Raw genomic sequence first — 21,630 nt, 5'->3', positions numbered from 1 at the left:
CATCGGGAACCTTGACCGGCCCAGTATTCTCGCGCACATCGCCAAGCCGGACTCCATTCGCGGCCGCGCCGCTGTACTGTGGCAGCTGGCGGCACGAGAACGACTTTTCTCACGCCCAGGTCCGTGAATTATGGGCGGAACAAGCCGCCGAGAACCTGTCCCATGCATTGGCGCAGTGGGACCACAAAAACCTGGCGCGGGGCGATACGCTGTCACCATGACCGATTACAGCGCCCTGCCTTCATGCGAATTCGCCTTTCCCGGTCCTCTCCGGGACCAGCTGGTGGCTGCCGTCCTGGACGCTTCCAAGACCTCCACGACTGCCACGCTCATTGAGTACGAGATTGAGCAGGAAGATCTGCCCGTGGTCGGTTTGCAGGAAGTGGTCATCGACTCCGCCGGAAAGCCCGTGGCCGTCATTGAGATGACGGAAATACGCCAGGCCCGGCTGGCCGAGGTGGATCTGCAGCATGCCATCGACGAGGGTGAGGGCTTCACTACCGTCGCCCAGTGGCGGGCCGCCCACGAGGAGTTCTGGCATTCGCAAGACATGCGCGATGCCATGAGCGACCCCCACTTCTCGGTCGGTGACGACACAGTGCTGGTGCTTCAGCGGTTCAAGGTCATTGCGCGCCTGTCCTAATGACCCAATGCTCTGTGGGACCGATTAGGTTCAGTAATCCTCCGAAGCGTCGCGGACAGGAATGGGATCATCCTGTTCGGCTTTCCTTGCGGCGATAATGCCGTCCCGTGTACCGGCCCGAATGACCACATAAAGGATGTAAAAGAATATCGCCGCAAATACAACGGTTAGGACAATTTCCATGTTCTTTTCCCCCAAGACATTTGTTGCCCGAACGCGGACACAGCAAGCCTACTTCAGGTCTACAGATGCCAGCTGGCTGTAAGCCTAGACGGAACGGCCTGCGGGCACTTTTTGTAGGGTTGCCCGCCGCTATACATCAGGGTCAGCTCGGCGTGCTCTAGACGGCTCCAGCAGCTACCGCTTCGATACCGTTCAGGAGATCTTGCAACCCGGGCTCTTCGAGAGGGAAATGGCCGCAGCTGCGCAGTAATCGGCTGGTAGTTGGGCCGGGCAACGTTTGTAGAGTGCTCTCGCTGAGCGCTACTGGGATCCACTCATCGAGCTCAGGGTGCATCAGATGCACGGGGACTTGTTTCGTGCGCGCTTGGGAGTGCGGATGTTGCATAAAGCTGGCGAGGAATCCAAGAGGGACCCACGCGCCGCCTCCGCGCGCATCGTTCGCGCAAAGCCTTCCCAAGCCGGGGTCACTACCCATGTTTCTGAGATTGGCGATCCAAGAGATCCTGAGCGGGATCCTGGCGAGTGGACCGCGAATCAGCCTGAGCAGCGGCACGAAGGCCAGGGCCAGTGAGCCGAACCGCGTCATCGCCGAACGAGCATCAGACTCTGTTGGGTCGAGAAGGCATGTAGCGATCACGGCGGCAACCGTGTGTGAACGGGCAGCTACCTCCACCGAGAGCAAGCCACCGATGCTCGCCCCGAGGAGGATGACGGGGCGACCGTCGTCTTCAACTGCGATGAGATCGACTAGTAGGGCGATCCAATCTTCGTACGTCACTGTTCGGCGGGATCCCGTCATGGTTCGGCCGTAAAGCGGTAAGTCCACTGCAGCCAGGTCGATCCGACGGCCTGCCAGAAGGGATGCTATGGGCCAAAGTGCCCCGCCATGGGCTCCCGCACCGTGAACGACCAGCAAGCGAACAGGGGCGTTGACATCGCGTAGCCGGAAGAGGTGGACTAGGTGCTTTTTCCACGCCCACCACTCCGAAACGGGAGAAATAAGTGAATCTATTCTTGCCAACGGCAGAAATCTCGCGTATTCGTCCATTCCGACTTCAGCGGGTCCATGTGGCCTCATCGAAGATGCCTTTCTACCGTCAGCTGAAGCTCAACTCTCTCATATTGGAAACTCGGACGAGTCACTGCCCATACTCACGCCCTGGCAGCAATTACGGCGGTCAGCCCCCGACTGTCCCAGAGAGCGTCGGTTCCCCGGTGCGGAACCGACGCAGCACCAGACGCCCGGTTACCAACGGATACGGAATTTCCATGGCCAAGTCCCCCGCCATCCGCAATTGCCCTAAGCACCCACGACGGCGGCCGTGGCCTCCGCAATGGCCCGCTCCTCGTCCGTGGGCACCACCAGCACGGCAAAGGCCGAACCGGGGGCGCTGATGATGCGCGGTTCCGTTGACCGCGTGAGGTTCGCGGCGTCGTCGAGCTTCACCCCCAAGGCCCCGAGCCGGGCCACCACGTGCGCGCGGAAGGCAGCTGAGTTCTCGCCGATCCCGGCCGTGAAGACCAGCGCCCGGGCTCCCCCGACCGCCACGTGATAGCCGCCAACGTACTTTGCCAGCCGGTAGGACGCCACGTCCAGGGCCAGCTGCGCGCGCTTGTCGCCTGCCTCGGCGGCTTCCACGAGGGCCCGCATGTCATTGTCCCCAAAGAGCGCCTTGAGCCCGGATTCCCGGTTCAACATGGTGTCCAGCTCATCGGCTGAAAGTCCCTGGCGTTGCAGGAACACAAGGATGGAGGGGTCCACGTCGCCGCTGCGGGTCCCCATCACCAAACCCTCAAGCGGGGTGAACCCCATGGACGTGTCAATGCTGGCCCCACCCTGCACAGCCGTGAGGGAAACGCCGTTGCCCAGATGCGCAATGATCGCATTGAATTCCGCCACCGGCACCCCCAACAGCTCGGCGGCACGTCCGGTGACGAACTCATGGGACGTGCCGTGGAAGCCGTACCGGCGGATGCCGTACTGGCGGTACAGCGAGTCCGGCACGGCGTAGCGCCAGGCGTGCTCGGGCAGGGTGCGGTGGAATGCAGTGTCAAAAACCGCCACTTGGGGCATCCCCGGCCACTTGGCGGTAATGGCGCGGATGCCCAGCACATTCGCGGGGTTGTGCAGCGGCGCCAGCGGGTTGAGCCGCTCAATGGCACGGGTGATCTCATTGTTGATCAGCACCGGTTCGCTAAAGCGTTCCCCGCCGTGGACCACGCGATGCCCCACGGCGTCCAGCGGCCGGTCCGCGAGCTCCGTCTCCAGTTCGGTGGCGAGCTGCTCCATGGCCTGGCCGTGGTCGGCGGGCCCGCCGCCGCCTTCACCAATGCGTTCAATGAAGCCGCTGGCGGCAATCTCGTGCGTGTCAGTGTCACGCACCTGGTATTTCAGGGAGGAGGAACCGGAATTGATGACTAAAACGCGCATTAAAGTTCCTTTGCTGTGGTGCCGCTTGCCTGGGCCTGGATGGCCGTGATGGCCACCGTGTTCACAATGTCCTCCACCGTGCAGCCCCGGGAAAGATCGTTGATGGGCTTGTTCAATCCCTGCAGCACCGGCCCCACCGCCACTGCCCCGGCGGACTGCTGCACTGCCTTGTAGGTGTTGTTGCCGGTGTTGAGGTCCGGGAAAATGAACACCGTGGCTTGCCCCGCCACCTCCGAGGCGGGAAGTTTGGAGGCGGCAATGGTGGCGTCCACGGCGGCGTCGTACTGGATGGGCCCTTCAATGGCGAGGTCCGGACGCGCCTCACGGGCCAGTTCGGTGGCCTGGCGCACCGCTTCAACCGCCTCGCCGGAACCGGAGATGCCGGTGGAGTAGGAGAGCATGGCAATGCGCGGGTCCACCCCGAACTGCGCTGCGGTCGCGGCCGAGGCAATGGCAATGTCGGCCAACTGCTCCTGGTTGGGCGTGGGATTGACCGCGCAGTCGCCGTACACCAGCACCCGGTCCGCCAAAAGCATCAGGAACACGGAGGAGACCAGACGCACCCCGGGCCGGGTCTTCACAAATTCCAGGGCCGGGCGGATGGTGTTGGCAGTGGTGTTGGCGGCCCCGGACACCATGCCGTCAACCTGGCCCAGCTGCACCATCATGGTGCCAAAGTAGGAGCCCTCGGCCATGACTTCCCGCGCCCGCGCCAGGTCGATCCCCTTGTGGGCGCGCAGGCGCTGGTATTCCACGGCGTACTCTTCCCGCAGCGGGGAGCTGAGCGGGTCCACAATGTTGATGCCCTTGAGTTCAATGCCCTGGGCGGCAGCCAGTTCCCGCACCTCATGCACGGAACCCAGGACGGTCAAGTCACACACGTCCCGCCGCTGCAAAATTTCCGCCGCGGCCAAAACCCGCGGGTCGCTGCCTTCCGGGAGCACAATGTGCTTCCTGTCGCTGCGGGCACGCCCAATGAGTTCATGGAGGAAGCGCAGCGGTGTCATGGTGGCCGGCCTGGGCAGGGTGAGCCTGCCCAGCAGTTCATCCTCATCCACGTTGCGGGCCCACGCCCCCAGCGCCGCAGCCACCTTGCGGCGCTGCCCGGAGTGGATTTCACTGCGCACCGCGCTGACGTCGCGCGCGGTGCCGAAGGTGTCATTACTGGAGGCAAAAATTGGGAACGGCGCATGCGCCAGAAACGGCAGCACGTGCGGGTCCGGTGGCAGGTCCCCGGTGAGGACCATGCCGCTGGGGACCGGAAATTCCGGGGAAAAGGCCGAGGCCAGCGTGGCCACCATGACGTCGGCGCGGTCGCCGGGCACAATCACCAGGTCGTTGGCATCGAGCAGGTGCAGGAAGTTGCCCACCGTCATGGCCGCCACTTTAATGGCGTGCACGTCGCGTTCAAGCTCGGGGCTGCCAGCGATCTGCCGCAAGCCGAGAGCACCGGCCACCTCCCCCACGGTGGGTCGGGAAATTTCCGCAATTTCCGGGACCACATACACCGGACGGTGGTGGACCCCGGGACGCACGGCGGCAGTAATGGCCGCAACATTTTCAGCTTCCGCCCGGTTCACCAGCATGGCCAACAAGGAGCAGTTCTCGGCGGCGAGCTCCTTGCGCGCCACATCCACCGCGTCGGCGACTTCCGCCGCGTCCAAACCTCGGGCACCCACCACGGCAAGGACCGGCAGCCCCAGATTGTTGGCCAGGCGGGCATTGAGGTCAAACTCCACCGCGGCGTCCTGGCCAATGAGGTCGGTGCCCTCCACAATGACGACGTCGCAGTTTGTGGCAATTTCACTGAAGATTTCCACGGCGCGGGCATCAATTTCCCCGCGCTGGCCAGCGGCCATCAAGGCACGGGCGTCAGTGGTGGTCATCCCGGCCCGGCAGTTTGCTGCCGAAAGCTCGTACATGCTGCGCAGCATGATCACGGTGGGATCCTCTTCCGGGGTGGCGGCGGAGGTGATGGGCCGGAAGAAGCCGATCCGGTCCGCACGCCGGTGCAGGGCATCGGCCAATCCCAGGGACAGCAGCGTCTTTCCGGAGCCGGGTGTGGCGGCACTGACATAAATTCCACGAACCATGGTCACTTTGCGCCTTTCTTGCGTCTTCTTCCATCCAAGCATTAACAGCAGGCCGCGGGGGCAAATGGAGAAATGAATCACCCTTGCTCCGCCTACAGTAAAGGCATGCTTGAACTCCTTTTTGGCAGCATCAACGGCTTCGCCGATGCAGCAGCCGTGTCCCTCTCCCTCGCCGGAACCCTCGTGTTGTGCGTGGCACTGCTGCTGTTGGGCCGGCGCAGCGAAGTGGGGTGGTGGCTGGTTCCGGCTGTCTATGGCCTGCAGGCCATTTCTGCACTGCTGACGTATTCCACCGGCTGGGCCGTGTCGGTGCTGGGCCTGGCGCTTTTTGTTGCGGGGGCGGCCGTGCCGCTCCTTTTAGGAGCGGGCATTGGCCTGTATGGTCTGCTTTTGTTCCGAAAGTTCCCCCGCGAGGCGCCGCTGACGCGGGCCATTGCCCTGCGCCCCTTCAGCCCCTTCGATGTGGTGGCTCCGCTTTCAACGGCGGTGGTCTTCGGCCTTGCGGCGCTGCTGCCGCTGCTGTCCGTTTTCGCCTCGCTTGGCCGGTTCACACAGCTCCCCCCGGCCGCACTGCTGAACACTGTGCTGTTTGGTGTTTTGGCCGGCCTGCTGCCGGCTGGCCTGGTGGGGCTGGCCCACCGCTGCCGCTGGGCCTGGCTGCTGCTGGTGCTGCCGTGCCTGCTGGATATTTACTCAGCCGTCCTCACCGCCGCAGGCTCGGCCGCCATGCTGCTCTCCATGGCCGCGATCGTGCTGGCCCTCTACGGCTGGAAGCGCTGGGGTGCACTTTCCACAGCCAACCGGCCCCTGCCCCAAGGAAACCACGGGGCCCGGTAACTGTAGGCACATGCCGCACCCGGTTCACCCGGTTCCACATCGAAGTCCACTGCGCCAAACTTCCAGGCGCGGTTGAACAGGAAAATGTTGACCTGGACAGTCTCCATGCCAGGCACCTTCCAGCTGCGCCTTCCCCACTGGGCCGGCTGCGCCACGCCGTCGACCACCACTGTGGGCTTGGGATACCAACCCAGCGGGGGCTTGTGCAGGGTCAATTCAAAGCGGCCGGGGGTGCTTGCAGGTTCAGTCACAGGCTCCACCCTAACCGGCGCAGCTTCCTTTGCATGCGGCTTCATCGCCTACGCTGCTAGATATGGATAAAACCGCCGAAGCACTGACAGCCGCCGCCGCCACCTGGTGGGCGGCGGTGCTTGCCGGCTTCACCCGGACGGAATCAGTTGGCATGCCGGCGCTGCTGTTGTTGGCCATTGTGGCGGTGGCCGTCGTATTGAGCATCCCCCGCGCCACATGGCGCTGGTTTGGGCTTTATGTCACGTTTGTCCACGAGCTGGGACATGCCTTTGCCGCGCTCATGACGGGCCGTTTTGTGCATGGGCTCAAGATTGGCTTGAACCACTCCGGGCAGCTGGTCAGCAGCGGGCGGCACGGCTTCAGCGCCACGTGGGCGGGTTTTTGGGGCTACCCGGCGCCCGCCGTGGTGGGATTGGCCTTGGTCTGGGCCGTCTCGGCGGGGTGGGCCGGAGCGGCGGCATCGCTGGGTGCCTTGATACTTTTGCTGGCGTTGATTTTCCTGCGCAACTTCACCGGCATCCTCGTGGCCCTGGTCAGCGCAGCCATTGCCCAATGCCTGGTGGTGTTTGCCACTTTGGACACCGTCAGCCACGTGGTGCTGGCCCTGGGCATTGCCCTGGGCGTCGGCGCGATCCGCGATTTCTTCAAGGTCGCGAAGGTCCACACCGGCCGCCGCCAGCACCTGGCCAGCTCCGATGCCTACATCCTTGCCCAGGCCACGGGGGCGCCGTCGTGGTTGTGGTTGGGCGGCTTTGCTGCCGTGATAGCCGGCTCAGCGGTCCTCTCCGGCTGGCTCATTTGGGGTTTGATGGCCTGATCCCAAGGCGGCGGCGCCTGTGACGGTGTACGCCAAATGGACGACGCCGTTGGCAAAGCGCCGTTGCCCGCCCAGTTCCAGCGTGGCGGTGAAATTCCTGGGCAGTGCACGTTTGCCGCCTCCCACCAGGATGGGGGAGATCACCAGGTTCAGCTCATCCACCAACCCGGCCAGCAGGGCCTGGCCCGCCAGCTCGGCACCCCCAATGACCAGATCGCCGGCCGTTTCCGCTTTGAGCCGGCGGATGGCTGCCGGATCAAAACTGCTTTCCACAGTGGTGCGCGCCGTGACCGCCTCCGTCAAGGTGCGGGAGAAAACAATCTTCCGCGCCCGGTGCCACAAGCTTGCATAGTCCCGGTACACCTGCGGCAGATCGGTCCTTTCATAAAAGTCCTCCCACACCGCCAGGACCTCATAGAGTTTCCGGCCATAGAGGTGGACGCTGGCGCTGCGCTCCAAGTCATTGAGGTAGCCATGGACTTGGGCATCCGGTTCACCCCAGTCGAAGTTGCCGGCGCCATCTGCAATGTAACCATCCAAGGATGTGATTGCTGAGTAAATGAGTTTTCCCACGGCTGGTGCCTCCAGGTGTATGTGCCGGCTGCGTTTGCTCCAGTATTCGCCGTGCCGGTCCTTCAGGCCAGCTATTTGCCGAGCTTTTTCAACAGCCACTTCACCATTTGATCGCCCTGGTTCCCGAACGGGTTTTCATCCACCACATAGGTCCACGTGGCGGAGCCGCGGCGGATGCCGGCAGCCTCAAGGTCAACCCGCCCGTCCACCACCTCCAGGGTGGCAAGGGTTTCCAGTGCCGCGGCGCAGGCGTCGTCAAAAAAGCCCTCAAATGTTCTGATGGTTTCCCGGCGGTATTCATCCAGCGGGTTCTGCCGCCCCAGGGCCCGCAGGTGGATGGCCGCGCGTTGTTCGGAAAGCAGCGCCAAATGATCACTCCACTGGGCATCGAGCTCAAAGAGCAGCACGGCCCGGCACACCCGGGCCAGTTCCTCCGGGCCCAGTTCGCTCAGCAGGGCCCCGGGCAGTTCACTGAACAGCTCCGCGTCCGGGTCGGCGGCGTCCAGCATTTTCATGGCGGCGGTGCGGCTGTGCAGGATCCTGTCACGGTCAGCCAGCACCACCTTGCGCTGGTAGGCAATGAGTTCGTTGTATTTCCATGAGTTTTGCTGGGTGGTGAAACGTTCCTGCTCCGCGAGCCGTTGGGCGCGGTCCAGCAGGCCGGATACCCCCGGCGCGGTGACAAGTCCGGCGTCGTCAGTGTCCACGGCCGCGGAGAGCTCCACACCAAGGCCCGCCTGCCCGTTGGCGGCCGGATCCTCCATGCTGGAGTAGATGATGCTGGCGCCGGGATCACCCTGCCGCCCGGCGCGGCCCCGCAACTGCGCATCCAGGCGCGGGGAATGGAAGCGGCCCACAATGATGATCAGCAGACCACCCAGCGCGGCGACCTCGGCGTGTGCATCCGCGGCAGCCGTGCCTGCAAGCTCCTCCGCGCCGCCCAACTTGATGTCCGTGCCGCGGCCGGCCATTTGCGTGGAGACGGTGACGGCCCCGCGCCGGCCGGCGCCGGCTATCACCTTCGCTTCCGCACCGTCATTGCGGGCATTGAGGACCTGGCAGTCCACGTTCCGCTCCTGCAGCAGGCGGGCCAGCCGCTCCGACGCGGCCACGCTCTGCGTGCCCAGGAGCACTGGCTGGCCGGTGCCGTGGGCAGCTTCCACGGCGTCGACGACGGCGGCATCACGTTGGGCGGCCGTGGCATGGATCAGTTCCGCGCGGTCCTGCCGGATGCAGGGCTTCCGTGGCTTCACCGTCCCCACATTGAGCTCATGGTGGGTGCGCAAATATTCGGCGACGGCCACTGCCGTGCCGCTCATTCCCGTCACCGAAGCAAAGCTCTTAATGAGGTCGCGGATCAACAGCTGATCCAGGATCTCGCCCTGTTCAGTGGTGTGCAGCCCCTCCTTCCTCTCCACCGCGGCCTGCAGGCCGTCGGGCCAGCGCTGCAGCGCCGCCACCCTGCCACGGGAATCGGAAATGATCTGCGCCTGGCCCTCGCGCACAATGTAGTCCACATCGCGCCGGAGCAGAACTTCCGCGTGCAGGGCCACATTAATGGAGGAAAACAGGGGCGTCCCGGCCGCCGAGTACAGCTCCACCTCCGGCCAGTGGGCTTCAACACGGGCCAGGCCGGCATCACTGAGGGAGACATTGCGTTTGTCAGCTTCCACGGTGAAGTCGATTCCGGCAGCCAACGTTTTTACAAACGCCGCCACGTCCACGGATTCCAATTCAGTGCGGGCCCGCCCTGCCAACACCAACGGGACCGTGGCCTCATCCACCAGCACGGAATCGATCTCATCCACAATGCACCTTTGGAAGGGCTGCAGGACTGTGTCTTCGGGTTCGGTGCATGTCCTGTCGCGCAGCACGTCAAAGCCCAGCTCATTGACTGCCACATAGACGATGGGCGCCTGGTAGGCGTCGCGGCGTTCCTGCGGCGCCAGCTGCGAGGTGACGGCGGCGGCGTCCACACCCAGTGCCTGAAAAAACGGATTCATCCACGCCGCGTCACGCCGGGCCAGGTAGTCGTTGACTGTCAGCACATGGCAGCGCTGCCCCTGCACTGCGTAGGCGCCGGCAACCAAGGCACCCACCACGGTCTTGCCCTCGCCGGTGGCCATTTCCACCACGGTGCCCCGCAGCATGGTGGCGGCAGCCAGCAATTGGGCGGCAAAGGGATCCAGGCCCACGCTTTCGCGCATCAGGACCGCTGCCGCCGCCAAATAGTCTTCCAGTTCGCTGTCGCTCCACGCCGCTTTGCCCTGCGCCGCCGGAGTTGCCGGTGTGCTGCGGGGCAGTTCCGCTCCGGCAGCGTCACCAGCCGGCGCCTTGGCCCGCGCCACGGCCCGGTCTGCCAGGCGTTCCAAGCCCGATGTGTCCACCATGCCAGGGGTGTTCATGAGCCAGTTTCTAAACTTGGTGCCTAGCAAGGGCCTGCCCTTCACACTTTGGGGGATTAAAGAGGTTTTTGCACCCGTACTGGACCATGGTGTCAGCTTCAATACCGCAAGCATAGGTCAGCGCCCTGGCCCGGCGTTGCTTAGAAGCGGCGGCACCGGGCAATGACGGCGTCGATCTCCTCCGGGCCCACACCGTTGGCCAGCAGGAACGCCCGCACATCCATGCCATCTGCAAACTCCACGACCGCCGCCCCCCGTCCGGCGACTTCGGCCGCCAATTCGCCCGGATCCAGGTGCCGCTCGTAGGGATGTTTCACAGGTGAGATCCGGTGCCAGTCGTTGATGCCCCGCGTGCCCAACTCATCCTGCGCGGCAATTTGATCAGCCTCGCCCAACAATGCCAGCAGCAAGGTGGCAATCAGTCCTGTCCGGTCCCTTCCCGCCGAACAGTGGATGACAACGGCACCCTTTGCCGCCGCCAATTCCTTGAACACGCCGGCAATCCGCTGCGGGAACAGGGCCACCATGTCGGCATAAAGCCGCGGATGGTTCATGTAGGGGGCGAACAGGTCCGGATACCGCGGATCCTCCGGGTCTTCCGTGGGGGCATGGACCACGGCGAAACGTGCCACTGCTTCCCCGGCCACCACCGGATCACTGGCTCTGCGGCTGCGTTCCATGGCATTGCGCAGATCAATCACCGTGCGCACACCATCGCCGTACAGCTGATCCCAGCCACGCTCCGTGAGCCACTCGCTGCGGCCCATGCGGTAAATGTCCCCGGCCAGCCTGCGGGCGTTGACAGCCCCCTCCCACTGCGGATTTTTCATGGCTGTTGGGCCTGGCGCTTTTTATCCAAGCGGAACTCCAAGCCACTGCGCACTTGGGGCCACTCGCTGGCAAGAATGGAAAACACCACCGTGTCCCGCAGGGAACCGTCGCGTTGGCGGCTATAGGCGCGCAGGACGCCATCTTGTTTGGCACCGAGTCTGGCAATGGCTTCACGGGACTGCATGTTCATCCAATGCGTGGTGAAGGCCACCGCCACGCAGCCCAGGACCTCAAAGGCATGTTGGAGCAACAGCATTTTGCTGTCCGGGTTGCTGCCGCTGCCGTGCACGCTGGCTGCATTCCAGGTGTAGCCAATCTCCAGGCGCGGCAGTTCGGCATTGATGTTGCAGTAACTGGTCATGCCGACCACCCTGCCGGGCAACCCGATTGCGGGATCGTTGAGCCGGGTGGTGAAGGGGATCATGGAGCCGCTGTGCTGCAGATCCAGGCGGCGCTCAATTTCAGCACGCATCTCCTCGGGGCGGGGAACGGAGGTGTACCAAAGGTTCCACAACCCGCCGTCACGGACTGCGTCCACCAGGGCGTCGTGGTGGTCCAGGCTTAGCGGCTCCAACGTGACATATTTCCCGTGCAGGGTCACCGGTTCAATTGCTGTCATGCATTGACACTAGCGGAGGGCCCTGCAGCAGCTAAAAGCAGGCCTTCATGCACAGCCCATCTTGCCAGCGCATGCGCGCACATGCTGGACCGCATGCGCCAAACCCAGCAGGAGTCCTGCGCCTGGCACCCCCATGCGCCCAACCGGCCACCAGTCCAACGCATGCAAACCATGCACAGGCGGTCCAACCCAGCTTGCCACCGCATGCGCCTAACCCATCTGGCAATTCAGCGCATGCGCGCACATGCTGGAGCGCATGCGCCCAACCCAGCAGGAGTCCTGCGCCTGGCACCCCCATGCGCCCAACCGGCCACCAGTCCAACGCATGCAAACCATGCTGGACGTTCCGGAGCAAGATGGGCAGAATTTTGCCATGGCCTATTCCCTGCAAATAGTTGTTGACTGCCACGATCCGCACCGGCTCGCCGATTGGTGGGCCGAGACCATGGGATGGCAGGTGGAACCATCGGATGAGGACTTCATTCGTTCCATGGTGCTGCAGGGGCACGCCACCGAAGAGCAAACCCTGCTGCACCGCGGCGTCCTGGTGTGGGCCAACGGAGCCGCCATCGCACCGGACCCCAAAGCGCACACGTCTGGGAAGGCACCAACACTAAACGCCGCCCAGCCACGGATCCTGTTCCAACGCAGTGAGCAACGCAAAACCGGCAAAAACCGCATTCATTGGGATGTGCGCTTGGGCGGTGAAGACAAGCAGGTGGTGCGGGCCCAGCTGGAATCCCGCGGCGCAGTGTTCTTGTGGGAAGACTTTCAGGGCCCGCATGCATGGTTCACCATGGCCGATCCCGAGGGCAATGAGTTCTGCATCAGCTAATTGCGGGACGTGCCCGCTAGAATCACAAGCGTGAGCGCTACGAATCTTCCCCCCCAGGTATCAGACATCTTCGATCCCAGCCGTTGGCGCGTGGTGGAGGGCTTTGACTTCACCGACATGACGTACCACCGCCAGGTGGAACGGGATTCCCACAACAAGATCGTGCGGGATCTGCCCACCGTCCGCATTGCCTTCAACCGCCCCGAGGTGCGCAATGCCTTCCGCCCGGGCACCGTGGATGAGCTGTACCGCGCCATGGACCACGCCCGCATGACCCCGGATGTCGCCACGGTGCTGCTCACCGGCAACGGCCCCTCCCCCAAGGACGGCGGCCATTCCTTCTGTTCCGGCGGCGATCAGCGCATCCGCGGCCGTGACGGCTACAAGTATGCCGAAGGCGAGACCAAGGAAACCATTGACCCCGCCCGCGCCGGACGCCTGCACATTTTGGAAGTCCAGCGCCTCATGCGCACCATGCCCAAGGTGGTCATTGCAGTGGTCAATGGTTGGGCAGCCGGCGGCGGGCACTCCCTTCACGTGGTCTCGGACCTCACCATTGCCTCCCGCGAACACGGCAAGTTCAAGCAGACTGACGCCACCGTGGGCAGTTTCGACGCCGGCTACGGCTCAGCCCTGCTGGCCCGCCAGATTGGCCAGAAGTCAGCGCGGGAAATTTTCTTCCTGGCCCGCGAATATTCCGCCGAGGACATGGTCCGCATGGGCGCAGTGAATGCGGCCGTGGCGCATGCGGAGCTTGAGAACACGGCACTGGAGTACGCGGCAGACATTGCCCGCCAATCCCCACAGGCCATCCGCATGCTCAAGTTCGCCTTTAACTTGGCCGACGACGGTTTGGCCGGCCAACAGGTGTTCGCCGGTGAAGCCACCCGTTTGGCCTACATGACCGATGAGGCGGTGGAAGGCAAGGAAGCGTTCCTGGAAAAACGCGACCCCGACTGGTCCTCCTTCCCGTACTACTTCTAACCAACCCCCAACCTCAGGCGCCCATGAACATTGAACCACTGCTCAAAGCACTCTCCGAAGCACTCGCAGGCGAGGGCCCGGCCGTCCAAATTGCCTCCGATGGCGGCTTTGACCTTATCCCGCAGGCCGATCTGGGACTGCCCGACGGCGGCGAAACGGACATTGCCGCCGTCGTGCGCACGTCCGGAAGCACCGGCACCCCCAAGCGGACCATGCTCAGTGTGGAGTCGTTGGCGGCGTCGAGCGTGGGTACGGCCATGGCGCTGCGCGGGGAGGGCCAGTGGCTGTTGGCGCTGCCGCCCAATTACGTGGCCGGCCTGCAGGTTCTGGTGCGCAGCCTCTTCGCCGGCACCCGCCCCTGGGCCATGGACCTCAGCGGCGGCTTCACCCCCGAAGCGTTCACCGCGGCTGCCCGCGAGCTCACCGACAACACCCGCTTCACCTCGCTGGTCCCCACCCAGCTCACCCGCCTGCTGAACAATCCCACCGCCGAAACCCTCACGGTGCTGCGCCGCTTCAATGCGATCCTGCTCGGCGGCGGGCCCGTCAACCCCGTGCTGCTGGAAGCCGCCCGTGGCGCCGGCCTGAACGTGGTCACCACCTACGGCATGAGTGAAACGTGCGGCGGCTGCGTGTACGACGGCGTCCCGCTCGACGGCGTGCACCTGGCCATCCGCGAGGGCCGAATCTGGCTGGGCGGGCCCGTGGTGGCTGCCGGCTACCTGAATGATCCTGAACTGACCCGGACTGCCTTCGTCACGGAGGAGCACGACGACGAAGCGGTGCGTTGGTATGCCAGCGGCGACTTGGGCGAGATGGACGGTGCGGGACGGCTGCGCGTATTGGGCAGGATTGACGATGTCATCATCACTGGCGGGTTGAAGGTTTCCGCCAACACCGTGGTGCAGGGTTTGGAGCGTGTGCCGGGCGTGCGGGAGGTTTTTGTGGCTCCGGTGCCGTCGGCCGAGTGGGGCCAGCAGGTGGCGGCCATGGTGGTGGGCACCGGTACGGAACAAGAACTGCTGGCCCATGCAGGAGCCCGGATGGAACCGCAGCTGTTGCCCAAGACTGTGGTGTTTGTCTCTGAGTTGCCGCTGCTGGCCAATGGAAAGCCCGACAGGGCGGCGATTCTGGCGGCGTTGACGGCTGCCGCAACAACTGCCTAGGCGGCTGCCGGGGCAGAATTAGTCCTGCGGACCCATTGCGGCGTCTGCAGCCAAAGTTTTCATTTGCATCTCTAAGGAGTAACACCGTGGCCACTGTGGGGCAATGGATATCCGGGGCTCGGTTAAGAACCCTGCCCATGGCAATAGCGCCGGTCATCATCGGTACGGCCGCGGCCTACGAACTGGATGCCTTGCACTGGGACCGGGCAGTCCTTGCCGCCGTGGTGGCGCTGCTGCTGCAAATTGGCGTCAACTACGCCAATGACTATTCCGATGGGATCCGGGGCACCGATGAGGTGCGTGTGGGGCCCCTGCGCCTGGTGGGAAGCGGCGCCGCCCGTCCCCGTGACGTAAAACTGGCAGCCTTCGCAGCGCTGGGACTGGCCATGCTTGCAGGTTTGGCGCTGGTGCTGCTGTCCCAGGCCTGGTGGCTGCTGCTGGTGGGGGCGGGCGCCGTGCTGGCAGCCTGGGGTTACACCGGAGGGAAGAATCCCTACGGCTACATGGGGCTGGGGGATGTGTTTGTCTTTGTTTTCTTTGGCCCGGTGGCAACGTTGGGCACCACCTTCACCCAGGCCGGTCAGGTGAGCACGGCCGCGGTTTTGGGTTCCATGTCCACGGGCCTGATTGCCGTAGCGCTTCTGATGGCCAACAATGTCCGGGACATTCCCACGGACAGCGAGGTGGGCAAGCGGACGCTTGCGGTGCGGCTGGGAGACAGGAACGCACGTCTGAGCTACGTGGCCATGCTGGCATTGTCGGTGCTTTTGATGCTGATCATTGCCCCGGACAAGCCGTGGATTTTGCTGGTGGCGCTGCTCATCCCGTTCATGCTGATGCCCAGCTGGCTCATGCTCAAGGGCAAGAAACGCAAGAGCCTGATCCCCGTCCTGCAGCAAACGGGGCTGCTGAATTTGGGCTTCAGCGTGCTCTTTGCCGCCGCCATGGTCCTGACGGTCCTGACCCGCTAAAGTCCGGCCGCCGGCCAACCCCTGGAACGCAAGGGTGGTGATGGGTCCAGTTCAGGCCTTGCCAAGCCACTGCTGGAAGGCCGCCAAATGCTCCGGCGCCCCGTCCACTTGGACCTGCGCGGCATCCCGGCGGCCATTGATGTACAGGGCCAGTTCCACAGGATCCCCCACCAGCGTCACGCCATTCCCGCCCTTGACCTGCGCCGCTGCCGCATCACCGGGACGGGAGAGGCTTACCCCCACGGGGCTGCCTCTGAAAACCAGCCTGCCCATGAAGCGCAATTGCGCAAAAAGCTTGTTCAAGGCGCCCTCGGGCCGCTCCTGCGTCGAGGCTCCGCCGGCTCCACGCAAGGCATCCTCGTGATGCACCACGTACTCCACCAGCTGCCCCGCGTCGCCCAGCCAGCTCATGGGGTTCAACGCCCCGGTGCCGGCGGCAAACCTGTCCACCAGCCGCTGATAGCCGGGGGCGGTGGCGGCAGTTGCCACCAGCTTGTTCAGGCTGGTCTCATGGCCTGGCTCTTCCTTGCGGATGCTGTCTCTGAGTTGTTGCACAAAGGCGTGCTCCCGTTGCACCAGGTGGGCCACCAGGCGGCGCACGTTCCAGCCTTCGCACAGCGTGGGGGCATCCGGGTCCAGGCCCCGCAGGGAGGCCACCAGGGCCGCTCGTTCACTTTCACTGAACCGCATGGCGGGTCCTTTCAACGTGCTGCTTGAGGTATTGAATGGCGGGCCGCCGGTGCCGGCAGCTGTGGCTAGTCCGAACTCCCCGGCCGGCGGTTCTTCTGCGCATCCACCCAAATGTCAGGATTCTCATCAATGAGGGCGTCTTCGGCGTCGGCGTCCGCCGCGGCCTTCGCAGAGTGCGTGGTGGCTGCATTCGGGGCAAAGGTCTTGGCAACATCAGCCGTGGCGCCGGCACGCTGCTTGCGGAAAAATATGGCGCTGACCGCGAAGGCGCACAGGGCTGCCAAAAGAGCCGCGGCAAGGGGGGAAAGCTGCAGCCACAGGTAAGCTGCCAGAAAGAACGCCAGAAAGAGCACGCCGCGAATGAGGGAATATTTAAAGAAGGCCACGTCCGCCAGTTTAGCCGCTGAAGCTGGGCATACCCTCCTTGTCCACGCCCGTCGGAATTTGTTGAACATGGCTAGAATGGAGTATGCGCTACATCATTCCTGTGACCATTGCAGTTGTCCTGTTTGTGTACGGACTCATTGACTGCCTCCGCAGTGAAGCCAAAGATGTGCGGAGCATTCCAAAGCCCGCTTGGGTGGCCGTGATTGTGCTGCTTAATGTCCTGGGCGTGGCCCTGTGGTTCCTCTTTGGCCGCCCCAAATACGACGCTCCCCGACGGCAGGCCGGCGGTGCCCCGCCAGCGTCACGGCGCTCCCTTGCCCCGGATGACGACCCCGATTTCCTGCGCAATTTGCAGACCGGGCGGGCCCAGCGCCTGGAAGCTGAACGGCTGCGGAAATTACAGGCAGACCTCGACGCGCGGGAGGCCAAACTTCGCGAAGAACATCCCAATGACGAAACCAAGAAATAGCTGCGCAACCCTTCCTTGCGGACAGGCAGCTGAAAACGACCTCCCCCCGCAGGCCAGGCCCGTGTGGAAACTCAGGCCCCTGCCACCGGGGGTCTTTTTTTACATGGCCTCCTGTCCGGCTTAAAAATCGGAAGGCTCCCTGTTTGCAGGGACGGCAGCCTTCCCCTGGCAAATTCATGCCTTGATATCCGTTGGCGCAAGGATCGTCCCTCCCCAGCGGGCCACTGGATAAACAAGGTGCGGATCCCCGGCACCCCGAAGACCTGAAAGACCCAGTAGCGGTCTCCGCGGCGGCCGGCACGGGGAGGCTAGAGTTGCCGCGCCCTTTTGACGTTCCGGCTTCCGGCAATGATCAAAACCACGGGAAGGGCAAGGAACAGCGCCGTAAAACACAGGGTGAGAATGGCCCCGCGGGGCAGAGAGTCTGAATCGGCTTCCTTGATCCTGTCAATGACAGCAAAGTCGCCAGGGTTTTTTGGGTCGGCATAGCCTTGGACCGTGTCCCCGCTTTTCCAAGCGGGGGGCGGGTGCTGAGCTGATGATGTCAAGTTGCTTTGTTCCTGGTCCCGGTCCTTGATTTGTGCCTCCGCCATTTGGCCGTTGACCGGGTAGGCCACGACTGCGGTGGTCTCAGTGACATATTTTGCGGCGGTTTTGCGCCGATGTTCCACGAATTTCTCAACTTCCACGGATTGGACCACGGCGCTGGTCACCACCCCCTGCGACTTGAGGTGGTTGTACCGGAACTGCTCCGCATACTGGGCCGGCAGAAAAACCGCCGGGAAAACCAGCACCAGCACAGCCAGGCCAAGGCCCACCCACCGTAAAATTCCAGCGCGTTTGGCAATCCGTTCGCTGTTCCAACCCGGCGCGAAATAACCGGTCCCTTGCCCGTCATTGCGGTACCAGTTGGTGGTCCTGCTCATTTCAAAGGCGAAGCGGCTCGTTGATTTTCGCGGCGAGCGGGTCCAGCCCTCCGGGGGAAGGAATGGCGTGGCCGCGGACTGCTCCCGGGCCTGGTCCCGCAAGGTGGTTCTCATACGTTGTGTGCGCATTACGGCAAGGTCCCCTCCACAGTCAGCCAATCCGGACCCATTGAAAGTGGGCCGTTATGACACTACCGGATCCCGGAAAAGGACTGCCGGTTGGCACGCCCACCCACCCGGATTGTGAAACATATGTGGGTACAATCCTCGCAAAGAACCACCCGGGGGGTTATGGTGTAAAACACAGTCACCCGGGCCCGGAATGTCAAACTGGTTGACCACTACGTTGGGAGGGAACGTAAGTATGCCGAACACGAATGCCGCCAAGGACCGCGGCGGTGGGAAACGCAAAATCAAACGCGTGGCGGGCACGGCCATGCTGGCGGTGGGGGCATTGTTGTTGCCCGGATGCGCACCGGCAGATGATGTGCCCACCCTGACCTGGTACATCAACCCGGACGACGGCGGCCAAGCCGAGCTGGCGGAACTGTGCACCTCCGAGGCCAATGGCTCCTACCGGATTGAAACTTCCCTCCTGCCCAAAGACGCCGCCGCGCAGCGCGAACAATTGGCCCGACGGCTCGCCGCCGGCGACGCGTCCCTGGACATCATGAGCATCGACCCTCCCTTCGTCCCCGAGCTGGCGGAACCTGGCTTCCTGGCTCCCGTGCCGCAGGATGTTGCGGCCAACACCACCAAGGATGTGCTGGAGGGCGCCCTGGCGGGGGCCACCTGGAAAGATGAACTGGTGACGGTTCCCTTCTGGGCCAACACCCAAATCCTTTGGTACCGCAAGTCCGTGGCGGAAGCAGCGGGGCTGGACATGAGCAAACCCGTCACTTGGGATCAGATCATGGAAGCGGCGGAAAATGAACAAAAGTACCTGGGCGTGCAGGGCTCCCAGGCAGAGTCCATGACGGTATGGATCAATGCCCTGGTCGAATCAGCCGGAGGGCAGATCCTGCAAAACCCTGAAGCCCCGGCAGATGAGATTGAGCTGGGCCTGACCACTCCGGCCGGCGAAGCCGCCGCGGAAATCATTGGCAAAATTGGCAAGGATAATTTGGGCGGACCGGGGCTTCCCACCTCCACGGAAAATGATTCCATGATTTTGTTCCGGGGGGACAAGGGCTCGTTCATGGTGAACTATCCCTTTGTCTGGCCGGCCACCAACGCAGCAGTCAAGGCCGGCAGTGTGGAGCAGTCGGTCTTGGATGACATTGGCTGGACCCTGTACCCGCAGGTGGAAGCCGGGACCGACACCGCTCCCCCGCTCGGTGGCATCAATTTGGGTGTGGGTTCCAAAAGCAAGAATCCCGAACTCGCCTACCAGGCCATCGAGTGCATTGTGAAGCCCGAAAACCAGGCCACCTACTTTGTCACCAATGGCAACCCGCCGTCGAACTCGGCCGCCTACGACGATCCGCGGGTGGAAGAGCAGTTCCCCATGGCACCCACCATCCGGGAATCACTTCAACTCGCCGCACCCCGGCCGCAGACGCCGTTCTACAACGAAGTCTCCACTGGCTTGCAGCAACGCTGGACTCCCCCCGATGCGGTGGATCCACAGACCACTCCGCAGGAATCGCAGGACTTCATCCTTGCAGTACTTAAGGGGGAAAGGCTGTTGTGAGCACCTCACTTTCAAATAAGCCCGCAGGGGCGGCCAATCCGGCCAGCCCACGCCGTCGCAGTCAACGCAGTGACAGGTCCAAGGCCGAACGCAAGCTTGGCTGGCTGCTGGCCGGTCCGGCGTTCGTCGTCATGCTGGCCGTGACGCTGTACCCCATCCTGCAGGCCTTCTGGGATTCGCTGTTCTCCCTGCGGCTCACGGCCCCCGATGACACCGAATTCATTGGCTTCGCCAACTACCTGACCATTTTGTCCGACACCGTCTGGTGGCGCGGACTTGGTGTCACCGTCATCATCACGATCGTGACAGTGGTCATCGAGTTGATCCTCGGCTTCGCCCTGGCGCTGGTGATGGATAAGGCCATCAAGTCGCTGCGCGGCATTTTGCGCACAGCCATCCTGGTCCCCTACGGCATCATCACGGTGGTCTCCGCGTACGCCTGGTTTTACGCCTTCGACATCAACTCCGGCTACATCAACCACTGGTTTGGCTGGATCCCGGGCATCAGCACCGACTTGAACTGGTTCGCCGAGTTCTGGCCCTCGCTGTTTGTCATCATGGCCTCGGAAATTTGGAAGACGACGCCGTTCATCTCACTGCTGCTGTTGGCCGGCCTGGCCCAGGTGCCGGGTGAACTGACCGAGGCGGCCCAGGTGGACGGGGCCACCTGGTGGGAGCGGATGCGCAAGGTCATCATTCCCAACATGAAGGCGGCCATCATGGTGGCCGTGCTGTTCCGCACCCTGGATGCCTTCCGCATTTTCGACAATGTTTTCATCATGACAAATGGTGCCCATGGCACGGAGGTGCTGTCGCTTCTGGCCTATAGAACCTCCATTTCCCGGCTGGAAATTGGGCTTGGTTCCGCCATTTCAGTACTGCTGTTCCTGTGCGTCCTCATTATTTGTTTCGTTGCCATCAAACTCTTCAAGGTGGATCTGGCTGGATCTCAGGGAGGCAAAAAATGACCACCACGAAGCAGAAGATTACTTGGGCCGTCATCTCGGTGCTGGTGTTGCTGTACGCGCTCTTCCCGGTGGCGTCCATCCTCTCCACCTCCTTCAAGGCACCGAGCGATTTGACCTCGGGGAAGTTTCTGCCTTCATCGGGGTCCGGTACGTGGGAAAACTACGAACAGATCCTGGTGGGGGACGCGCAGGGCCTGTTCCTCTCGGCCCTGCGCAACTCCATTGGAATTGCGCTGATCGCCACCTTCGTTGCCGTGGTGCTGGCAACGCTTTGTGCCTACGCCATTGCCCGCCTGGACTTCCCGGGCAAGAAGGTGGTCCTGACCACCGCGTTGGCGGTTTCCATTTTCCCTGTCATCTCCATTGTCACGCCGCTGTTCAACCTCTGGCGCAACATTGGGCTGTATGACACCTGGCTGGGTGTCATCATCCCCTACCTCTCGCTGACCCTTCCCATTTCCATTTGGACGCTGGCGGCCTTCTTCCGCCAGATTCCGTGGGAACTGGAGCAGGCTGCGCAGGTGGATGGCGCCACCACGTGGCAGGCGTTCAGGAAGGCCATTGTTCCGCTGGCAGCCCCGGGCGTGTTCACCACTGCCATCATTGCGTTTTTCATTGCTTGGAACGACTTTGTCTATGGCATTTCGCTCACTTCCACGGAAGCTGCCCGCACGGTGCCGGCAGCTTTGGCCTTCTTCACCGGCGCCTCCCAATTTGAGGCACCCACGGGCGCCATCTCGGCGGCAGCAATCATTGTCACCATTCCCGTGGTGCTGCTGGTCCTGCTGTTCCAGCGTCAAATTGTTTCAGGCTTGACCCAAGGCGCCGTCAAGGGCTGATGCCCTCACTCACAGAAA

Annotated in this window: 23 protein-coding genes; 11 read left to right on the top strand and 12 right to left on the bottom strand. The window is 63.2% G+C overall.

The window, feature by feature from the left end; all coding sequences use genetic code 11:
• Nucleotides 1-217: 217 nt before the first annotated feature.
• Nucleotides 218-643 carry an ASCH domain-containing protein gene (locus ACFUCV_RS04455; protein WP_380812464.1) on the top strand — a complete coding sequence of 142 codons (426 nt, stop codon included), beginning with the start codon at nucleotides 218-220 and terminating at the stop codon, nucleotides 641-643.
• A gap of 30 nt (nucleotides 644-673) precedes the next feature.
• Here ACFUCV_RS04455 and ACFUCV_RS04450 read toward each other — a convergent pair whose 3' ends face one another.
• From ACFUCV_RS04450 to pta, 4 genes are all read right to left on the bottom strand, one after another.
• A complete protein-coding gene (locus tag ACFUCV_RS04450) occupies nucleotides 674-826 on the bottom strand; it encodes a hypothetical protein (protein WP_380812462.1) in 153 nt (50 codons plus the stop codon).
• A gap of 157 nt (nucleotides 827-983) precedes the next feature.
• Entirely contained in the window at nucleotides 984-1,874 is an 891-nt protein-coding gene (locus tag ACFUCV_RS04445) for an alpha/beta hydrolase (RefSeq protein ID WP_380812460.1), read from the bottom strand.
• Nucleotides 1,875-2,126: 252 nt separating this feature from the next.
• Nucleotides 2,127-3,257 (bottom strand): acetate/propionate family kinase, encoded by a 1,131-nt coding sequence (locus ACFUCV_RS04440; protein ID WP_380812458.1) that lies wholly within the window; start codon nucleotides 3,255-3,257, stop codon nucleotides 2,127-2,129.
• Nucleotides 3,257-5,350, bottom strand: coding sequence for a phosphate acetyltransferase (pta, locus tag ACFUCV_RS04435; RefSeq protein ID WP_380812456.1), 2,094 nt, complete (start codon nucleotides 5,348-5,350; stop codon nucleotides 3,257-3,259). Before pta ends, ACFUCV_RS04440 begins: the two co-directional genes overlap by 1 nt.
• 105 nt (nucleotides 5,351-5,455) lie before the next feature.
• Here pta and ACFUCV_RS04430 point away from each other — a divergent pair, with 105 nt between their 5' ends.
• Nucleotides 5,456-6,187 carry a hypothetical protein gene (locus ACFUCV_RS04430; protein ID WP_380812454.1) on the top strand — a complete coding sequence of 244 codons (732 nt, stop codon included), beginning with the start codon at nucleotides 5,456-5,458 and terminating at the stop codon, nucleotides 6,185-6,187.
• Here the strand turns inward: ACFUCV_RS04430 and ACFUCV_RS04425 are convergent.
• Entirely contained in the window at nucleotides 6,112-6,438 is a 327-nt protein-coding gene (locus ACFUCV_RS04425) for a hypothetical protein (RefSeq protein WP_380812452.1), read from the bottom strand. The genes ACFUCV_RS04430 and ACFUCV_RS04425 overlap by 76 nt on opposite strands.
• Before the next feature lie 62 nt (nucleotides 6,439-6,500).
• Here ACFUCV_RS04425 and ACFUCV_RS04420 point away from each other — a divergent pair, with 62 nt between their 5' ends.
• The gene (locus ACFUCV_RS04420) at nucleotides 6,501-7,256 is read left to right on the top strand and encodes a M50 family metallopeptidase (RefSeq protein WP_380812450.1); all 756 of its coding nucleotides are present in this window, start codon (nucleotides 6,501-6,503) and stop codon (nucleotides 7,254-7,256) included.
• Here ACFUCV_RS04420 and ACFUCV_RS04415 read toward each other — a convergent pair.
• The 4 genes from ACFUCV_RS04415 to ACFUCV_RS04400 form a co-directional block, all read right to left on the bottom strand.
• A complete protein-coding gene (locus ACFUCV_RS04415) occupies nucleotides 7,212-7,928 on the bottom strand; it encodes a dihydrofolate reductase family protein (RefSeq protein ID WP_380812448.1) in 717 nt (238 codons plus the stop codon). The genes ACFUCV_RS04420 and ACFUCV_RS04415 overlap by 45 nt on opposite strands.
• The gene (gene secA2, locus ACFUCV_RS04410; RefSeq protein ID WP_380812446.1) at nucleotides 7,901-10,234 is read right to left on the bottom strand and encodes an accessory Sec system translocase SecA2; all 2,334 of its coding nucleotides are present in this window, start codon (nucleotides 10,232-10,234) and stop codon (nucleotides 7,901-7,903) included. The genes ACFUCV_RS04415 and secA2 overlap by 28 nt, the downstream gene beginning before the upstream one ends.
• A gap of 140 nt (nucleotides 10,235-10,374) precedes the next feature.
• Nucleotides 10,375-11,064, bottom strand: a complete 690-nt coding sequence (locus ACFUCV_RS04405) for a tyrosine-protein phosphatase (protein ID WP_380812444.1) — start codon at nucleotides 11,062-11,064, stop codon at nucleotides 10,375-10,377.
• The gene (locus ACFUCV_RS04400) at nucleotides 11,061-11,684 is read right to left on the bottom strand and encodes a GNAT family N-acetyltransferase (RefSeq protein WP_380812442.1); all 624 of its coding nucleotides are present in this window, start codon (nucleotides 11,682-11,684) and stop codon (nucleotides 11,061-11,063) included. Before ACFUCV_RS04400 ends, ACFUCV_RS04405 begins: the two co-directional genes overlap by 4 nt.
• 373 nt (nucleotides 11,685-12,057) lie before the next feature.
• Here ACFUCV_RS04400 and ACFUCV_RS04395 point away from each other — a divergent pair, with 373 nt between their 5' ends.
• The 4 genes from ACFUCV_RS04395 (at nucleotide 12,058) to ACFUCV_RS04380 (ending at nucleotide 15,640) form a co-directional block, all read left to right on the top strand.
• On the top strand, nucleotides 12,058-12,519 hold the full coding sequence (locus ACFUCV_RS04395; RefSeq protein WP_380812440.1) for a VOC family protein: 462 nt from the start codon (nucleotides 12,058-12,060) through the stop codon (nucleotides 12,517-12,519).
• Between the two features lie 30 nt (nucleotides 12,520-12,549).
• The gene (locus tag ACFUCV_RS04390; protein WP_380812438.1) at nucleotides 12,550-13,503 is read left to right on the top strand and encodes a 1,4-dihydroxy-2-naphthoyl-CoA synthase; all 954 of its coding nucleotides are present in this window, start codon (nucleotides 12,550-12,552) and stop codon (nucleotides 13,501-13,503) included.
• A 23-nt stretch (nucleotides 13,504-13,526) separates the two neighbouring features.
• Entirely contained in the window at nucleotides 13,527-14,669 is a 1,143-nt protein-coding gene (locus tag ACFUCV_RS04385) for an AMP-binding protein (RefSeq protein ID WP_380812435.1), read from the top strand.
• Nucleotides 14,670-14,755: 86 nt separating this feature from the next.
• Nucleotides 14,756-15,640 (top strand): 1,4-dihydroxy-2-naphthoate polyprenyltransferase, encoded by an 885-nt coding sequence (locus ACFUCV_RS04380; protein WP_380812433.1) that lies wholly within the window; start codon nucleotides 14,756-14,758, stop codon nucleotides 15,638-15,640.
• 51 nt (nucleotides 15,641-15,691) lie between these two features.
• On the opposite strand, the gene ACFUCV_RS04375 is transcribed toward ACFUCV_RS04380, so the two are convergent.
• Together ACFUCV_RS04375 and ACFUCV_RS04370 are read right to left on the bottom strand one after the other, a co-directional pair.
• On the bottom strand, nucleotides 15,692-16,330 hold the full coding sequence (locus ACFUCV_RS04375) for a TIGR03085 family metal-binding protein (protein WP_380812431.1): 639 nt from the start codon (nucleotides 16,328-16,330) through the stop codon (nucleotides 15,692-15,694).
• Between the two features lie 65 nt (nucleotides 16,331-16,395).
• On the bottom strand, nucleotides 16,396-16,716 hold the full coding sequence (locus ACFUCV_RS04370) for a DUF4229 domain-containing protein (protein WP_380812429.1): 321 nt from the start codon (nucleotides 16,714-16,716) through the stop codon (nucleotides 16,396-16,398).
• An 83-nt stretch (nucleotides 16,717-16,799) separates the two neighbouring features.
• On the opposite strand from ACFUCV_RS04370, the gene ACFUCV_RS04365 reads away from it, so the two are divergent.
• Nucleotides 16,800-17,186: a PLD nuclease N-terminal domain-containing protein gene (locus tag ACFUCV_RS04365; RefSeq protein ID WP_380812427.1), complete on the top strand. Its 387-nt coding sequence runs from the start codon at nucleotides 16,800-16,802 to the stop codon at nucleotides 17,184-17,186.
• A 308-nt stretch (nucleotides 17,187-17,494) separates the two neighbouring features.
• Here ACFUCV_RS04365 and ACFUCV_RS04360 read toward each other — a convergent pair whose 3' ends face one another.
• A complete protein-coding gene (locus ACFUCV_RS04360; protein ID WP_380812425.1) occupies nucleotides 17,495-18,226 on the bottom strand; it encodes a DUF3592 domain-containing protein in 732 nt (243 codons plus the stop codon).
• A 250-nt stretch (nucleotides 18,227-18,476) separates the two neighbouring features.
• Here ACFUCV_RS04360 and ACFUCV_RS04355 point away from each other — a divergent pair, with 250 nt between their 5' ends.
• From ACFUCV_RS04355 to ACFUCV_RS04345, 3 genes are read left to right on the top strand one after another with little or no spacing between them, the layout of a single operon-like run.
• The gene (locus ACFUCV_RS04355) at nucleotides 18,477-19,805 is read left to right on the top strand and encodes an extracellular solute-binding protein (protein ID WP_380812423.1); all 1,329 of its coding nucleotides are present in this window, start codon (nucleotides 18,477-18,479) and stop codon (nucleotides 19,803-19,805) included.
• Nucleotides 19,802-20,773 (top strand): carbohydrate ABC transporter permease, encoded by a 972-nt coding sequence (locus ACFUCV_RS04350; RefSeq protein ID WP_380812421.1) that lies wholly within the window; start codon nucleotides 19,802-19,804, stop codon nucleotides 20,771-20,773. The genes ACFUCV_RS04355 and ACFUCV_RS04350 overlap by 4 nt, the downstream gene beginning before the upstream one ends.
• Nucleotides 20,770-21,612 (top strand): carbohydrate ABC transporter permease, encoded by an 843-nt coding sequence (locus tag ACFUCV_RS04345; protein ID WP_380812419.1) that lies wholly within the window; start codon nucleotides 20,770-20,772, stop codon nucleotides 21,610-21,612. The genes ACFUCV_RS04350 and ACFUCV_RS04345 overlap by 4 nt, the downstream gene beginning before the upstream one ends.
• Nucleotides 21,613-21,630: the final 18 nt, after the last annotated feature.

Source organism: Specibacter sp. NPDC057265 (genome assembly GCF_042668835.1).
Taxonomy (GTDB): Bacteria; Actinomycetota; Actinomycetes; order Actinomycetales; family Micrococcaceae; genus Specibacter.
The sequence above is the reverse complement of the archived record's forward strand: the minus strand, read 5'-3'. Positions and strand labels throughout refer to the sequence as shown.

Bases quoted from the DNA above. Each gene is read 5' to 3' on its own strand.
- ACFUCV_RS04455 (WP_380812464.1), top strand. From the start codon at position 218: ATGACCGATTACAGCGCCCTGCCTTCATGCGAATTCGCCTTTCCCGGT.
- ACFUCV_RS04450 (WP_380812462.1), bottom strand. From the start codon at position 826: ATGGAAATTGTCCTAACCGTTGTATTTGCGGCGATATTCTTTTACATC.
- ACFUCV_RS04445 (WP_380812460.1), bottom strand. From the start codon at position 1,874: ATGGACGAATACGCGAGATTTCTGCCGTTGGCAAGAATAGATTCACTT.
- ACFUCV_RS04440 (WP_380812458.1), bottom strand. From the start codon at position 3,257: ATGCGCGTTTTAGTCATCAATTCCGGTTCCTCCTCCCTGAAATACCAG.
- pta (WP_380812456.1), bottom strand. From the start codon at position 5,350: ATGGTTCGTGGAATTTATGTCAGTGCCGCCACACCCGGCTCCGGAAAG.
- ACFUCV_RS04430 (WP_380812454.1), top strand. From the start codon at position 5,456: ATGCTTGAACTCCTTTTTGGCAGCATCAACGGCTTCGCCGATGCAGCA.
- ACFUCV_RS04420 (WP_380812450.1), top strand. From the start codon at position 6,501: ATGGATAAAACCGCCGAAGCACTGACAGCCGCCGCCGCCACCTGGTGG.
- secA2 (WP_380812446.1), bottom strand. From the start codon at position 10,234: ATGAACACCCCTGGCATGGTGGACACATCGGGCTTGGAACGCCTGGCA.
- ACFUCV_RS04405 (WP_380812444.1), bottom strand. From the start codon at position 11,064: ATGAAAAATCCGCAGTGGGAGGGGGCTGTCAACGCCCGCAGGCTGGCC.
- ACFUCV_RS04400 (WP_380812442.1), bottom strand. From the start codon at position 11,684: ATGACAGCAATTGAACCGGTGACCCTGCACGGGAAATATGTCACGTTG.
- ACFUCV_RS04395 (WP_380812440.1), top strand. From the start codon at position 12,058: ATGGCCTATTCCCTGCAAATAGTTGTTGACTGCCACGATCCGCACCGG.
- ACFUCV_RS04385 (WP_380812435.1), top strand. From the start codon at position 13,527: ATGAACATTGAACCACTGCTCAAAGCACTCTCCGAAGCACTCGCAGGC.
- ACFUCV_RS04375 (WP_380812431.1), bottom strand. From the start codon at position 16,330: ATGCGGTTCAGTGAAAGTGAACGAGCGGCCCTGGTGGCCTCCCTGCGG.
- ACFUCV_RS04365 (WP_380812427.1), top strand. From the start codon at position 16,800: ATGCGCTACATCATTCCTGTGACCATTGCAGTTGTCCTGTTTGTGTAC.
- ACFUCV_RS04360 (WP_380812425.1), bottom strand. From the start codon at position 18,226: ATGAGAACCACCTTGCGGGACCAGGCCCGGGAGCAGTCCGCGGCCACG.
- ACFUCV_RS04355 (WP_380812423.1), top strand. From the start codon at position 18,477: ATGCCGAACACGAATGCCGCCAAGGACCGCGGCGGTGGGAAACGCAAA.
- ACFUCV_RS04345 (WP_380812419.1), top strand. From the start codon at position 20,770: ATGACCACCACGAAGCAGAAGATTACTTGGGCCGTCATCTCGGTGCTG.